At 70.5% G+C, this 14,125-nt stretch carries 14 protein-coding genes; 8 read left to right on the plus strand and 6 right to left on the minus strand.

Going from position 1 to position 14,125, the window contains the following annotated elements; translation table 11 throughout:
* The first annotated feature begins 18 nt into the window (after positions 1-18).
* Genes tsaB through HW566_RS11450 form a run of 4 tightly spaced genes read left to right on the plus strand, consistent with a single transcriptional unit; the run spans position 19 to position 2,529 of the window.
* The gene (gene tsaB / locus HW566_RS11435) at positions 19-684 is read left to right on the plus strand and encodes a tRNA (adenosine(37)-N6)-threonylcarbamoyltransferase complex dimerization subunit type 1 TsaB (RefSeq protein ID WP_178013002.1); all 666 of its coding nucleotides are present in this window, start codon (positions 19-21) and stop codon (positions 682-684) included.
* On the plus strand, positions 681-1,175 hold the full coding sequence (gene rimI, locus HW566_RS11440) for a ribosomal protein S18-alanine N-acetyltransferase (RefSeq protein WP_178013003.1): 495 nt from the start codon (positions 681-683) through the stop codon (positions 1,173-1,175). Before tsaB ends, rimI begins: the two co-directional genes overlap by 4 nt.
* Positions 1,172-2,239, plus strand: a complete 1,068-nt coding sequence (tsaD, locus tag HW566_RS11445) for a tRNA (adenosine(37)-N6)-threonylcarbamoyltransferase complex transferase subunit TsaD (RefSeq protein WP_178013005.1) — start codon at positions 1,172-1,174, stop codon at positions 2,237-2,239. Before rimI ends, tsaD begins: the two co-directional genes overlap by 4 nt.
* Positions 2,236-2,529 (plus strand): hypothetical protein, encoded by a 294-nt coding sequence (locus tag HW566_RS11450; protein WP_178013007.1) that lies wholly within the window; start codon positions 2,236-2,238, stop codon positions 2,527-2,529. The genes tsaD and HW566_RS11450 overlap by 4 nt, the downstream gene beginning before the upstream one ends.
* Before the next feature lie 14 nt (positions 2,530-2,543).
* Here HW566_RS11450 and HW566_RS11455 read toward each other — a convergent pair whose 3' ends face one another.
* Positions 2,544-3,731 (minus strand): class I SAM-dependent methyltransferase, encoded by a 1,188-nt coding sequence (locus HW566_RS11455; protein WP_178013009.1) that lies wholly within the window; start codon positions 3,729-3,731, stop codon positions 2,544-2,546.
* 133 nt (positions 3,732-3,864) lie between these two features.
* Here HW566_RS11455 and groES point away from each other — a divergent pair, with 133 nt between their 5' ends.
* From groES to HW566_RS11470, 3 genes are all read left to right on the plus strand, one after another.
* On the plus strand, positions 3,865-4,161 hold the full coding sequence (gene groES / locus HW566_RS11460; protein WP_023954390.1) for a co-chaperone GroES: 297 nt from the start codon (positions 3,865-3,867) through the stop codon (positions 4,159-4,161).
* Between the two features lie 138 nt (positions 4,162-4,299).
* A complete protein-coding gene (gene rarD, locus HW566_RS11465; protein WP_178013011.1) occupies positions 4,300-5,238 on the plus strand; it encodes an EamA family transporter RarD in 939 nt (312 codons plus the stop codon).
* A 218-nt stretch (positions 5,239-5,456) separates the two neighbouring features.
* On the plus strand, positions 5,457-6,821 hold the full coding sequence (locus HW566_RS11470; protein WP_178013013.1) for an ABC transporter substrate-binding protein: 1,365 nt from the start codon (positions 5,457-5,459) through the stop codon (positions 6,819-6,821).
* Between the two features lie 245 nt (positions 6,822-7,066).
* Here HW566_RS11470 and HW566_RS11475 read toward each other — a convergent pair whose 3' ends face one another.
* The 5 genes from HW566_RS11475 to HW566_RS11495 form a co-directional block, all read right to left on the minus strand.
* The gene (locus HW566_RS11475; protein ID WP_178013015.1) at positions 7,067-8,065 is read right to left on the minus strand and encodes a hypothetical protein; all 999 of its coding nucleotides are present in this window, start codon (positions 8,063-8,065) and stop codon (positions 7,067-7,069) included.
* A gap of 301 nt (positions 8,066-8,366) precedes the next feature.
* Positions 8,367-9,089 carry an ABC transporter ATP-binding protein gene (locus tag HW566_RS11480; RefSeq protein WP_178013017.1) on the minus strand — a complete coding sequence of 241 codons (723 nt, stop codon included), beginning with the start codon at positions 9,087-9,089 and terminating at the stop codon, positions 8,367-8,369.
* A complete protein-coding gene (locus tag HW566_RS11485; protein WP_178013019.1) occupies positions 9,086-10,117 on the minus strand; it encodes an ABC transporter ATP-binding protein in 1,032 nt (343 codons plus the stop codon). The genes HW566_RS11480 and HW566_RS11485 overlap by 4 nt, the downstream gene beginning before the upstream one ends.
* A complete protein-coding gene (locus HW566_RS11490; protein ID WP_178013021.1) occupies positions 10,107-11,087 on the minus strand; it encodes a branched-chain amino acid ABC transporter permease in 981 nt (326 codons plus the stop codon). Before HW566_RS11490 ends, HW566_RS11485 begins: the two co-directional genes overlap by 11 nt.
* 5 nt (positions 11,088-11,092) lie before the next feature.
* Positions 11,093-12,367, minus strand: coding sequence for a branched-chain amino acid ABC transporter permease (locus HW566_RS11495; protein ID WP_178013023.1), 1,275 nt, complete (start codon positions 12,365-12,367; stop codon positions 11,093-11,095).
* A 249-nt stretch (positions 12,368-12,616) separates the two neighbouring features.
* Here HW566_RS11495 and guaB point away from each other — a divergent pair, with 249 nt between their 5' ends.
* Complete coding sequence (gene guaB / locus HW566_RS11500) at positions 12,617-14,122, plus strand: IMP dehydrogenase (protein ID WP_178013025.1); 1,506 nt, start codon at positions 12,617-12,619, stop codon at positions 14,120-14,122.
* The last annotated feature ends 3 nt before the right edge of the window (positions 14,123-14,125 follow it).

Genomic DNA, 14,125 nt, shown 5'->3' on the forward strand with positions numbered 1-14,125 from the left:
CCGACTACCCTGGATCACGTGATTCTGGGCATCGACACCTCGATCGGCACGGCCGTCGCGATCGTCGACCCGGCCGGGGCCGTACGCGCCGAGGCCGTCAGCGGCGACGCGCGAGGTCACGCCGAGGTGATCGGCGACCTGCTCGCGCGTGCCCTCTCGCAGGCCGGGATCCGTGCCGCTGACATCACCGCTGTCGCGGCCGGGATGGGACCGGGGCCGTTCACCGGACTGCGCGTCGGGATCGCCGCGGCGCGGGCGTTCGCGCTCGGGCGCGGCATCCCCGTCGTCGCCGTCGCGAGCCACGACGCCGCCGCCCTCGAACGGACGCACCCGACGGGCGACGAGGACGGCGTCGGTGCGGCCGTCGAGGGGGAGCACTTCGCGATCGTCACCGATGCGCGCCGGCGTGAGCTGGCCGTGTCGGTCTACCGCGTCGAGGACGGCGCGCCTGTCCGCGTCGCCGAGCCCCGCCTGGTTCTCCGCGCGTCGGCCGACACCGTCGACCCGCTCGGCTTCCCCGCTGCTCGGCTGCCGGAGACGACCGGGATCAGCGCGGTCGCGCTGGCCCGCATCGCCGCGTCGCGCCTGCGCGCGGGCACGGCCGACGTGTCGGCGATCGAGCCGCTGTATCTCCGGGCCCCCGACGTGACGGTGCCCGCCGGGCCGAAGAAGGTGGGGACGTGACGCTGCGCGCGGCGACCCGCGACGACCTCGACGCGATCATGACGCTCGAGCAGGAGTCCTTCCCGACCGACGCCTGGAGTCGCACCGCCATGGCGGCGGAGCTCGCCTCGCCGCACGGTCGCTACCTCGTCGACGACGACGACGGCCGTGTCATCGGGTACGGCGGGGTGCGTGCCGCGCGCGGAGCGGACGACGCCGACATCCAGACGATCGCGCTCGCCCCCGGATCCCGCGGCACCGGACGCGGCCGGGGCCTGCTGCGCGCGCTGCTCGACGAGGCCCGCCATCGGGGTGCGCGCGAGGTGTTCCTCGAGGTGCGCGCCGACAATCCCGTCGCCCAGCGCCTGTACCTCTCGGAGGGCTTCGTCGAGATCGCCCGGCGTCCCCGCTACTACCAGCCCGACGACGTCGATGCGATCATCATGCAGCTGCGTCTCGCGTCGCCCGCCGGCGGCCCGGGCTCCGAACGTGCCGGGGAGGCCGACCGATGACGCGCGTCGACCACCGCGCCGAGCCCCTCGTCCTGGGGATCGAGACGAGCTGCGACGAGACCGGCATCGGAATCGTCCGGGGGCGCACCCTGTTGTCGAACACGATCGCCAGCTCGATGGCCGAGCACGCCCGCTACGGCGGTGTGGTGCCCGAGGTGGCGGCCCGCGCCCACCTGGAGGCTCTTCAGCCCGCCATCGAGGCCGCGGTCGCCGAGGCCGGCGTCACCCTCGCCGACCTCGATGCCGTCGCCGTCACGAGCGGCCCGGGGCTCGCGGGCGCCCTGATGGTCGGCATCGGCGCCGCCAAGTCGCTGGCCGTCTCCCTCGACAAGCCGCTCTACGCCGTGAACCACCTCGTCGGGCATATCGCCGCCGACATCCTCACCGGCGACGACGTGGAGTACCCCACCGTCGCCCTGCTCGTCAGCGGCGGACACACCTCGCTCCTGCTCGTGCGCGACCTCGTCTCGGACGTCGAGATGCTGGGCGAGACGATGGACGACGCCGCCGGCGAGGCCTTCGACAAGATCGCCCGCATCCTCGGTCTTCCCTACCCGGGCGGCCCGGAGATCGACCGCGCCGCTGCCACCGGCGACCCGGGTGCGATCCGCTTCCCGCGGGGGCTCTCCCGAGCCTCCGACCTCGCCGCGCATCGATACGACTTCTCGTTCTCGGGACTCAAGACCGCCGTCGCGCGCTGGATCGAACAGCGCGAGGCGGCCGGTGACCCGGTGCCCGTCGCCGACGTCGCGGCCTCGTTCCGCGAGGCGGTGGTCGACGTCCTCGTCACGAAGGCGCTCGACGCCTGCGCGCAGCACGGGGTCCCGCGGCTCCTCCTCGGCGGCGGGGTCATCGCCAACCGGCGTCTGCGCGAGGTCGCACTCGAGCGCGCCGCTGCGGCGGGGGTCGCGGTGCGCATCCCGCCGCTGAGCCTGTGCACCGACAACGGCGCGATGATCGCCGCGCTCGCCGCCGAGCTGATCGCGTCGGGGGCGGCGCCGTCGACCCTCGGCTTCGGAGCCGATTCGACCTTGCCGGTCACCGAGATCCAGGTGCACGGATGACCGAGCCGGCACGCCCCCGGGTGGAGTGGGCTCCCGAGCCCGAGGTGCTGCCGCGGTCGGGGGGATGGGCCCTCGCCCTGGCCGTCGTCGGGCTGGCCCTCTCGCTCCTCGTCGGGTGGGCGTTCCCGCTCGGCATCGCCGCCGTCGTGCTGGCCGTCCTCTCGCTCCGCCGCCCGTGGGAGAGCCGGCTGGTCGGGGGCTGGGCGTTGGCGCTCGGAGCGCTCTCGCTCGTCTACAGCGCCGGGTGGCTGACGTGGGGCGCGTTCCGTGCGGGGCTCATCGGCGGCTGAGCGCGTGCTGCGGCTCAGTGCAGACGGTCGGCGAGCACGGCCACGCGCCGTTCGCCCACACGGGTGAGGAAGAGGGTCGCGGCGGCACCGCCCGACAGTGCGAGCTTCCTGCGGAACTGCGCGGGATCGATGTCGACGCCCCGCTTCTTGATCTCCAGGGTCCCGATGCCCTCGCGGCGCAGCACCGCGTCGATGTCGCGGGTCTTCAGAGGCAGCACCTCGCGCACACGGAAGGTGGTGGCGAACGGACTCCGTCGCCCGTCGTCCGAGGTCATATACGCGGTGCCCCCCTCGAGCATGCCGGCGTCGAGGGATCGAGCGACCTCGCCGATCAGCCGTGCTCGGATGACCGCGCCGTCCGGCTCGTGCAGGTAGGCGCCGAGCGGTCGGGGTTCGGCGTCGGGGCTGTCGCCCGTCGCGGTGAGTTCGGCCGCGCTGTCGCCGCGCAGCACCAGCGCGGCGCGTCCCACACCCTCCCGGGCGAGGGACCCCGACCAGAGGACGAGCTCGATCGTCGAGCCGTCGGCGCTGATCCACTGGGCCTCGACATCGCCGGGGAGGTCCTCGCGATCGAACGCGGGACCGAGCTTGATCCCCGTCGGCAGCCGACGGGCCAGATCGAACGCCCAGGGGAGTGAGGGCGTGTAGGCGGATGCCGTCACGCGCCGTGTCTCGCCGTGCCCGGCCGTGCGACGAGCAGGGTCGAGCCATACCGCATCGACCTCGTCGAGCGCCGTCTCCTCGGCGAGGCCGTGGCGCACCTGCGCTGCATCGCCGAACGGGGCGAGGTTGTAGGCGGCGATCGCCGCGGTCGTCTCGTCGGCGTCGACGGCCAGCACCTCGAGCCCGATGCCGGCGAAACCCAGCGCGTCGCCGCCGATGCCGCAGCCGAGGTCCGCCACGCGGCGGACGCCGGCGTCCCGGAAACGCCCGGCGTGGCGTGCGGCGACGGCGAGTCGCGTGGCCTGCTCGAGACCCGCGCGGGTGAACAGCATCCGCGACGAGAAGGGACCGAACTTCTGGATCGCACGTTCGCGAAGTCGAGCCTGTCCGACGGCGGCGGAGACGAGATCGGGCGAGAGCCCCTCGCGCCGCAGCCGCGAGACGGCGGCAGCGGCGTCGGCGGTGGAGGTGATCTGCAGCGAGTCGACCAGCCGCAGCCCTTCGGGGGTCAGCAGCGCGGCGAGCTCGGCGTGATCCACTCGGCCAGCCTACGCCCCGACCCCGCATCGGATTGGCACTCGCGTTGCGTGAGTGCCAACGTCGCTCTACACTCGGACTTGGCACTCTCAGGGTGAGATTGCCAACCAGTCTTGTCGAAGAAAGAGGTAGACCGTGTCGGTTTCCATCAAGCCGCTCGAGGACCGCATCGTCATCAAGCAGGTCGAGGCCGAGCAGACCACCGCGAGTGGTCTGGTCATCCCCGACACCGCCAAGGAGAAGCCCCAGGAGGGCGAGGTCGTGGCCGTGGGCCCCGGCCGCATCGATGACAACGGCAACCGTGTTCCGCTCGACGTCGCCGTCGGCGACCGGGTGATCTACAGCAAGTACGGCGGGACCGAGGTCAAGTTCGGTGCCGACGAGTTCCTCGTGCTCTCGGCGCGCGACGTGCTCGCCGTCGTCGTTCGCTGACGCGACGCTCTTCCGAAGGCCCGGGTGCTCCGCACCCGGGCCTTCGTCGTTCCCGGTGGGCGGGTCGTGGCAGGGGAGCGGCGATCGTTGGCAGTCGCGCGGACCGCGGGCATGTCACGACCGAACTAGGCTTGGCCCGTGACACCCCTCGACCCGGCCCGCGAACGGACGCTCGGTGGTGTCTACGCCTTCGCGGCCTACGTCCTCTGGGGCTTCATGCCCCTGTACTTCCTGGTGCTGGCGCCGATGGGCCCGTTCGAGGTCGTGTCGTGGCGCATCCTGTTCTCGCTCGTCTTCTGCGCCGTGCTGCTCACGGTTCTGCGGGCGTGGCCCAAGCTGATCGCCATCCTGCGCACGCCCCGGCTCGTGCTGTGGACGATCGTCGCCGGCATCCTCATCTACGTCAACTGGCAGGTCTTCCTGATCAGCACCCTCACCGGTCATGTCATCGAGGGCAGCCTCGGCTACTTCATCAACCCGATCGTGACCGTGCTGCTGGGCGTCCTCGTGCTGAAGGAGCGGCTGCGCACGGCGCAGTGGGTCGCGATCGGCATCGCCGTCGTGGCGGTGGGCGTCATCGTGGTCGGTTACGGCGACTTCCCCTGGATCGCGCTCACGCTCGCCGCGAGCTTCGGCGCCTACGGCCTCGTCAAGAAGCAGATCGGGCCGTCGGTCGACGCGGTCAGCGGGCTGACGCTCGAGTCGCTCTGGCTCGCGCCCATCGCGATCGTGCAGGCCATCGTGGTCGCCGTCACCGGCGGACTGGTGCTCGGCTCGGTCAGCGGCGGACACACCCTCCTGGTCCTGCTGGCCGGCGTGGTCACCGCGACGCCCCTGCTCTTCTTCGCCGCGGGCGCGCGGCGCAGCAGCCTGACGGTCATCGGTCTGCTGCAGTTCGCCGCGCCGATCCTGCAGTTCATCACCGGCGCCTGGATCCTCGGTGAGCCGATGCCGATCGAGCGCTGGATCGGCTTCGGCCTCGTGTGGCTCGCCCTCGTCGTGCTGAGCCTGGACTCGTTGCGCGCTGGTCGCCGACCGCGGCGGGGCGGCCCTGCCGACGTCGCTCCGGTCGTCTGACCTCGGTCCGTCGCAGGCGCCCCGACCCGGGGCGGCGAGGGGCGGTGTGGCACCGGTACCATCCGCGCCGCGACGCGGAACAGTCGGGCCCGTAGGTAACGATTCGGTCGCGTAACAGACCGTTAACACATCGCAACATCCCCGGTGCGGCGCCGCCACTAGGTTTGACCCAACCTCGCGGGGCTTCGGCCGCGCGTTCCCACTCATCAAGGAGCACAATGGGCGTTCTCACCCGTTCCCGCACTGCGAAGGTCCTCGGCGGTATCGCCGTGATCGGCGCGAGTGCCCTCGTCCTCGCCGGATGTGCCGGAGGCAGCGAACCCGCAGCCTCGGGTGACGCCGGCGGCGGCGATTCGGCGGCGGCCGACTTCCCGATCGACTGCGCCGCTGCCGAGCCCGCGTCCTACACGCCCGAGTACAGCTCGACCTCGACCGGCCCCGGCACCGACCTCACCTACACGATCGGCACGGCGCTGCCGCAGACCGGTAACCTCGCCTTCCTCGGCCCGCCCGAGATCTCGGCGACCGAGTTCGCCGCGTCGCAGATCAACGCGGCCGCCAAGGGCATCACCATCGACCTGAAGCAGGGCGACTCGGGCGACACCGACAACAAGGCGTACGAGACGGAGATCCCGCGTCTGCTGGGCGAGGGCGCCACGGCGATCGTGGGTGCGGCGTCCTCGGGCACGTCGCTGCAGTTCATCGACCAGGTGATCGCGGCCGGCGCCGTCCAGTTCTCCCCGGCCAACACCTCGGCGGCGTTCACCGGCTACGAGGACAAGGGCCTCTACTGGCGCACCGCTCCCTCCGACGTCCTCCAGGGCGAGGTGCTCGGAAACCTCATCGGTGCCGACGGCAACGAGACGCTCGGCATGATCGTGCTCAACGACTCGTACGGCACGGGCCTCGCCTGCTTCACCAAGGCCGCCTTCGAGGCCGCCGGCGGTGAGGTCGTCGCGACCTCGCTGTACAACACCGGTGACACGAACTTCTCGGCTCAGGTCGAGGACGTTCTGGCCGCTGGCCCCGACGCGATCGCGCTGATCACGTTCGAGGAGGTCAAGACGATCATCCCCGAGCTCATCGGAGCCGACTTCGCAGCCGACAAGCTGTACTTCGTCGACGGCAACCTCGCGAACTTCAGCGAGGACTTCGAGGCGGGCACGCTCGCCGGTGCCAAGGGCACCTACCCGGCGGTCGACCCCGCGTCGATCTCGTCGTTCCGCGACGAGCTCCAGGCGTTCTGGACGGGCGCCGGCAACGCCGAGCTGCAGGACTACACCTACGCACCGGAGTCGTACGATGCCGTCGTCCTGCTCGCCCTCGCGGCGCTGCAGGCGGGATCCACGGCTGGCCCGGACGTCGCGGCGAACCTGCAGGCTGTCTCGGGTGGTGCCGGCGACGGCACGAAGTGCACGACGTTCGCGGAGTGCGCCGACCTGATCATCGCCGGTGAGGCCGCCGACTACGACGGTGTCTCGGGTCCGATCACCTTCAACGAGGTGGGCGACCCGACCGAGGCATCCATCGGTGTCTTCGAGTACGGCGACGACAACAACTACGAGTTCGTCCGCGTGGGCTGATCTCGTCACACACAGGGTGGGCCCCGGTCTTCGGACCGGGGCCCACCTTTTTGCCCCGGGGCTGGGGTGGGCGCGGGTCGGGTTGGCAGGTGGCGCCGCTGTCCCGTGGGGGAGGGGGCATGAGCTGCCAGGTTGGATGCAGTGGGTTGGGTCCTGTGTGGCTTGGGTTGGCAGGTGGCGCCGCTGTCCCGAGGGAGCGGGGGCACGAGCTGCCAGGTGAGCGCCCGGAGGATCAGGTGAGACGCTCAGGCTTGCGGCGACCAGCCTCGGCGGCGCAGCGCGTCGCCGACCAGAGAGACTGCGGCGGGTCGCGGATGCCTGATGTGCGCGGAGGTCAGCCGGACCACGTCGAACCCGAGAGCGGTGAGTGCCGCGTGCCTCTCGATGTCGCGTACCCATTGCCGGCGCGAGGTGCGGTGGTGGTCGCCCTCGACTTCGGCGAGGACGCGGTAGTCGGGCCACGCGGCGTCCGCGATACCGACCAGCCTTCCGGCGCGATCGCGGATCTCGACGTCCAGCACGGGCTCGGGCAGCCCGGCGGCCGTCAGGACGAGGCGGCAGTCGGTCTCGAGTGGCGACATCGAGCCGACGCGGATGAGCGTCAGCGCTTCAGCGAGCCTGGCGGCGCCGACCCGCCTGCCCGCGGATGCGGCGGAGGCCAGCTCCTCCGGCGTAGCCAGCCGGTCGAGGGGCATCGGGTGCCTGCCGGGACCGCGCGGCACGCGGACGAATCCGTCCCCCGCACGCACCAACTCAGCGACGTCGGACTCCCGCGCCAGCATCGCCCACGTCGACGCCGGCGTCGAGACCCGCAGGCCCGCGACCTCGGTGACCTCGACATGGCTCGGGGCCCACTGCCGGCCCCGGATGCCGCGCCGGCGCGGCGCGCGCGCCGGCGCGATCACGCCGACCTCGAGCTCGTCACCGTGGCCGATGCCGATGCCGAACAGCACTGCCGCCGTTCGGCCGCAGAAGAAGGAGCCCGGCCCCATGATCAGCGCATAGGCACGAGCGTCCGCGCGGACTCGGCGTTCGAGGGCCCGGTCCGCGGCGAGCGGCGTGTGGTCGGCGGCATCGGTGGCGGCACCGTCGCCGGCGGGAGGAACGCGGCGCCGCACGCCGCGGAACGGTGTCTCGAGGTCGCGTGCCCGCATCCGTTTCGCTGAGATCCCGATCGCGGATGCGGCGGAGCACGAGAACTCGCCGCCGAGGGCGCTCGGCAGAGGTGCAGGTGGCCGGGACATGCTCCGAGCGTCGACCGACCGCCCTCCGTCTCGGTGCACACGCGCGCGATCCGTGGACACCCGTCTCGCGCTCCGCCCCGGGGATGAGTCCCCGCCCGGGGATGAGTCCCCGCCCGGGGAGGAGCCCCCCGCCAGGGAGGTGCCGCAACAGCGCATTCGCCTGGCGCCCGCCGCCCGCATCCTCGAAGGATCGCGGCGGCGGGTGCCAGGCGAATGCGGCCACGCTCGACATGCGGCCCGGGTGGCCAGGACGCCGGCTCGGCACACAGGCCGCTCAGCAAACAGCCCGCGCCGCCCGGGCTCAGGTGCCGAGGGTACCCAGGTACAGGCCGATGACCTTGGGGTCGTTCAGCAGCTCGCGCCCGGTGCCGGTGTAGGCATCGCGGCCCTGGTCGAGCACATAGCCGCGGTCGCAGATCTGTAGGCACCGGCGGGCGTTCTGCTCGACCATGATGGTGGTCACGCCGGCCTTGTTGATCTCCGAGACGCGCAGGAACGCCTCGTCCTGACGCGAGGGCGACAGGCCCGCGGACGGCTCGTCGAGGAGGAGCACGTAGGGGTCCATCATGAGCGCGCGGCCCATCGCGACCATCTGGCGCTCACCGCCCGACAGCGAGCCCGCCCGCTGCTGCAGGCGTTTGGCGAGGTCGGGGAAGATCGAGGTGACGAAGTCGGTGCGCTCGGCGACGGCCTTGGGACGCTGATAGCCGCCCATCTGCAGGTTCTCGGCGATCGTCAGGCTCGGGAAGACGTTGTTGGTCTGCGGCACGAAGCCCACGCCCTTGGAGACGAGCTTGTTCGCCCGCAGCCCGGTGATCTCGTCCCCGTTGAGCTTGACCGACCCCGAGCGCACCTTGACCTGGCCGAAGATGGCCTTGAGCATCGTCGACTTGCCGGCTCCGTTCGGGCCGATGATCCCGACGAGCTCGCCCTTCGCGGCGGTGAGGTTCGCGCCGTTGAGGATGTTGACCCCGGGCAGATACCCGGCGTGCACATCCGCGAGCTCGACGACGTAATCGGTCACTTCTGGTCCTCTGCCTTCTGGTCGACGGAAGCACCCGAGGTCGGGCCGTCCGCAGCCGCCACGGGCGCCTCGTCGATCGCGTGGTCCAGCTCGTTCACGCTCTCGACGAGATCCTCCGCCTCGGGCGGTAGCTCACCGGCATGGCGGCCGGTGACGACGCCGAGGTCGACGTCCTGGTGGGCGCCCAGGTAGGCGTCGATCACCGCGGGGTTCTGCATCACGCTCTCGGGCGGGCCCTCGGCGACGACCCGACCCTCGGCCATGACGACGACCCAGTCGGCGATGTGGCGCACCATGTGCATGTCGTGCTCGACGAACACGACCGTCATCCCGAGGTCCTTCAGATCCAGGATGTGGTCGAGGAGCGACTGCGTGAGCGCGGGGTTCACACCCGCCATCGGCTCGTCGAGCATGACGAGCACCGGGTCGCTCATCAGGGCGCGGGCCATCTCGAGGAGCTTGCGCTGACCGCCCGAGAGCGACGCGGCGAAGTCCTTCTCCTTGGCGTCGAGCTTGAAGCGGGCCAGCAGGCCGCGGGCCTTCTCATCGATCTCGTTCTCCTGCTTGCGCCACAGGAAGGGCAGGATGCCGGCGAAGATGCCCTCGCCGGTCTGCTTGGGGGCTCCGAGCTTCATGTTCTCGAGCACCGTGAGGAGCCCGAGCGACTTCGTCAGCTGGAACGTGCGCACCTGTCCCATACGGGCGGTCTTGTACGCGGGGATCCCGGCGAGGTTGGTGCCGTCGAACGACCACGACCCCGCGTTGGGCTTGTCGAACCCGGTCAGCAGGTTGAACAGCGTGGTCTTGCCGGCGCCGTTCGGCCCGATGAGCGCGGTGATCGCGCCCCGGGGGATCTCGAGGTGCTCGACGTCGACGGCGGTCAGGCCGCCGAAGACGCGCTTGACGCCGTCGGCGACGATGATCGGGTCGACTTTCGCGACGCCGGGGCGGATCTCGCCGCTGCCGTCGTCGTGGTGAAGACCGGTCGCCTTCGGGCGCGGCGTGGGGGGTACGACATCAGCGGACAAAGGTCAGCTCCTTCTTGCTTCCGAGGATGCCCTGCGGGCGGAAGATCACCAGCAGCATGAGCGCGGCGCCGACCAGGACGAACACGAGCATCTGGCTCTGCTCGGTGGTCAGGAACGGCAGCCATCCGATGTTGACGAGCGCGGGCAGCAGGTTCGACAGGAACGCGCGCACCACCCAGAACAGCACCGCGCCCAGCACCGGGCCGAAGATGGTCGCGGCGCCGCCGAGCAGCAGGGCGGTCCAGACGTAGAACGTCTGCGAGGTGACGTACACGTTCGGGTTGACGTTGGTGCCCATCGCCGTGACGATGCCGCCGGCGGCGATGATGACACCGCCGACGATGAGCGCCTGCATCTTGAACGCGAAGACGTTCTTGCCGAGCGAGCGCACGGCATCCTCGTCCTCACGGATGCCGCGGATGACGCGGCCCCAGGGGCTGCGCATCAGCAGCCACACCAGCGTCACCACGATCGCGATCGCGATCACGCCGACGATGATGACCCACCACTGGTCGGACTGATAGGTCCACGGGCCGAAGCCCCAGCGCCCGGGAGGGAGCGGGTTGCTCGCCCGGAATCCGGCCTGGAAGCCGGAGAGGCCGTCGGCCGATCCGGTCTGGTTGCGGAAGGCCGAGGTGAGGAAGAGCAGCCGCAGCACCTCGGCGGCCGCGATCGTGACGATCGCGAGGTAGTCGCCGCGCAGCCGCAGCGTGGGGATGCCCATCACGAGGGCGAACACGACGGCGGCGATGAGCCCGATCAGCGCGGCGACAGGCCACGCCAGTCCGAACGTCAGGATGGAGATCGCGAAGCCGTACGCGCCGATCGCCATGAAGCCGGCGACGCCCATGTTGAGCAGCCCGGCGAAGCCGAAGTGCACCGAGAGGCCGATCGCCGCGAGCACGTAGCCGAGCGTGGCCGGCGCGAGGATCTGCGCCGCGGTGTTGCTGAGGATCTGGAGGAAGTTCACGATGCCTATCCGATTCGCTCTCGGCGCCCGAGGAGACCCTGCGGGCGGAACAGCAGGATGACGATCAGCACGACCAGCGCGCCGACGTACTTGAGGTCGGACGGGATCCACAGCGTCGAGACCTCGACGAGGAGCCCGACGATGATGGAGCCGAGCAGGGCGCCGAAGGCCGTGCCCAGTCCGCCGAGGGTGACCGCGGCGAAGATGAGCAACAGGATGCTGGTTCCCATGTCCCACTTGATGCCGGGTCGGAAGTACGCCCAGAGCACGCCCGACAGGCCGGCCAGTGCAGCGGCGACGACCCAGACGACCCGGACCACCGCGTCGACGTCGATGCCGCTGGCGGCCGCCAGCGAGGGGTTGTCAGACACGGCGCGCGTGGCCCGGCCGATGCGCGTGCGCATCAGCCACCAGGCGAACACGCCGATCACGGCGAGGGAGACGCCCATGCTGACCAGGTCGGTCACGGTCAGCCGCACCGGTCCGAGACCGGCGATCACGGTGGTCGAGCCGCCCGGCAGCTGGGCCGTCCCGCCGCCGACGAACATCTGGAAGACGTAGCGCAGGGCCAGCGAGAGTCCGATCGAGACGATCATCAGCTGGACGGTGCCGAGGCCCCGGCGGCGCAGCGGCCGCCACAGTCCGGCATCCATCGTGAGCCCGAACAACGCCGAGACGCCCACCGCCAGGGGAATGGCCACCCAGATCGGCAGGCTGAGGCCGGCGGAGAAGAGCAGTGCGGCCAGCGCTCCGAAAGTCACCATCTCGCCGTGCGCGAAGTTCGACAGCCCGGTGGTGCCGAACACGAGCGAGAGGCCGATGGCGGCGAGGGCGAGCATCAGACCGAAGTTCAATCCGTTGACCGTCCGCGAGATGAGCTGGTCGACGAAGCTCGTGGTCTGGCGCTCGGCGGCCTCGAGGGTGAAGTTGCGGGTGATGGTGCTCGTCGCCCCGAACTCGACCTCGATGGTCGATTCGAAGCCATCCGGCACGCTCACACCCGAGGGGAGGCTGTCCTCGACGAGCTCGACCGTGTAGGCGACGTCCTTCGTGGGGACGCCGATCGCGAAGCTGCCGTTCTCACCCGTCTCGCCCTCGGCCTCGAAGTCGCCGCCGGTGACGGTGATGGTCACCCCCTCGACCGGTTCGCCGCCGGTGCGGACGTTGCCGGCGATCGTGAAGGGCAACGACTCGGAATCGTCGCCAGCGGCCATTGCGGGAGAGGCGATGCCCAGGAACGCCACGGCGGCCAGGAGGCCGGCGATCAACGTCGAGAACATGCGCCTCGGGCGACGAGCAGCGCGCGTCATCGAAGTGATCGCCACTGGCACCTCCTGAGATAAGTGGTCGAACGCGCCGAGAGGTACCGGTTCGGTGGCTTCGGCGACACCTGAACGTATGCGCCGATTGTTGCCTGCGTGTTACCGGTGCGCAACTTCGATCGCGGTGTGTCGGTTTCGTGACCGCGAGCCGGGAATTCCGCGGCGCTCGCGGCGCTTAGAATCGTTGAGACTTTCAAGGGAGCGCGCATGAGTGACTACAACGACCCGTTCGGATTCGTCGGCCTCACGTACGACGACGTCCTCCTGCTTCCGGGGCATACCGACGTCATCCCCTCCGAGGCCGACACCTCGTCACGGGTGACGCGCCGCATCACGGTGGCCACGCCGCTGCTGTCCGCAGCGATGGACACGGTGACGGAGTCGCGACTGGCCATCGCGATCGCCCGGGAGGGCGGGCTCGGCATCATCCACCGCAACCTCTCGATCGAGGATCAGGCCTCCATGGTCGACCGGGTCAAGCGCAGCGAGTCGGGCATGATCACCGATCCGATCACCACCACCCCCGACGCCACGATCGACGAGGTCGATGCCCTCTGCGGCCAGTACCGCATCTCGGGACTGCCGGTCATCGACGACGAGGGCCACCTGCTCGGCATCGTGACCAACCGCGACATGCGCTTCGTCTCGGGCTTCGAGCGCCAGACCACGAAGGTGCGCGACGTCATGACCCGCGAGAACCTCGTCACGGGCCGCGTCGGCATCGGTGCCAACGAGGTGATCGCCCTGTTCGCGCAGCACCGCGTCGAGAAGCTGCCGCTGATCGACGACGACGGCAAGCTCGCCGGTCTCATCACCATCAAGGACTTCGACAAGAGCGAGAAGTACCCCCTGGCCACGAAGGACGATCAGGGCCGGCTGCGCGTCGGCGCGGCGATCGGATTCTTCGGCGACGCATGGCAGCGTGCCGAGGCCCTCCGCGACGCCGGTGTCGACGTCATCGTCGTCGACACCGCGAACGGTCAGTCCGCGGGCGTGATCGACATGGTCCGCCGCCTCAAGTCCGACGCATCCTTCGAGCACATCGACGTCATCGGCGGCAACGTCGCCACCCGCGAGGGCGCGCAGGCGCTCATCGACGCCGGCGTGGATGCCGTCAAGGTCGGCGTCGGTCCGGGCTCGATCTGCACCACGCGCGTCGTCGCCGGTGTCGGCGTGCCGCAGGTCACCGCGATCTACGAGGCGTCGCTGGCCGCGCGCGAAGCCGGCATCCCGATCATCGCCGACGGCGGCCTGCAGTACTCGGGCGACATCGCCAAGGCCCTGGTAGCGGGTGCCGACTCGGTCATGCTGGGCTCGCTGCTCGCAGGAACCGACGAGTCGCCGGGCGAGATCGTGTTCCAGGGCGGCAAGCAGTTCAAGCAGTACCGCGGCATGGGGTCGCTCGGTGCGCTGCAGACGCGCGGCAAGAAGACGTCGTATTCGAAGGACCGCTACTTCCAGGCCGACGTACCCAGCGACGACAAGCTCATCCCCGAGGGTATCGAGGGCCAGGTCGCGTATCGCGGCCCGGTGTCGGCTGTGGCCTACCAGCTCATCGGCGGCCTGCGTCAGTCCATGTTCTACGTCGGTGCCCGCACCGTCGACGAGCTCAAGGCACGCGGCAAGTTCGTGCGCATCACCTCTGCCGGGCTCAAGGAGTCGCACCCCCACGACGTGCAGATCGTCGTGGAGGCGCCCAACTACAAGCGCTGACCC

It is taken from the genome of Microbacterium oleivorans (assembly GCF_013389665.1).
Taxonomy (GTDB): Bacteria; Actinomycetota; Actinomycetes; order Actinomycetales; family Microbacteriaceae; genus Microbacterium; species Microbacterium oleivorans_C.

Coding starts and splice junctions, on each gene's coding strand:
- tsaD (WP_178013005.1), top strand. CDS start 1,172: ATGACGCGCGTCGACCACCGCGCCGAGCCCCTCGTCCTGGGGATCGAG.
- HW566_RS11450 (WP_178013007.1), top strand. CDS start 2,236: ATGACCGAGCCGGCACGCCCCCGGGTGGAGTGGGCTCCCGAGCCCGAG.
- HW566_RS11470 (WP_178013013.1), top strand. CDS start 5,457: ATGGGCGTTCTCACCCGTTCCCGCACTGCGAAGGTCCTCGGCGGTATC.
- HW566_RS11475 (WP_178013015.1), bottom strand. CDS start 8,065: ATGTCCCGGCCACCTGCACCTCTGCCGAGCGCCCTCGGCGGCGAGTTC.
- HW566_RS11495 (WP_178013023.1), bottom strand. CDS start 12,367: ATGTTCTCGACGTTGATCGCCGGCCTCCTGGCCGCCGTGGCGTTCCTG.
- guaB (WP_178013025.1), top strand. CDS start 12,617: ATGAGTGACTACAACGACCCGTTCGGATTCGTCGGCCTCACGTACGAC.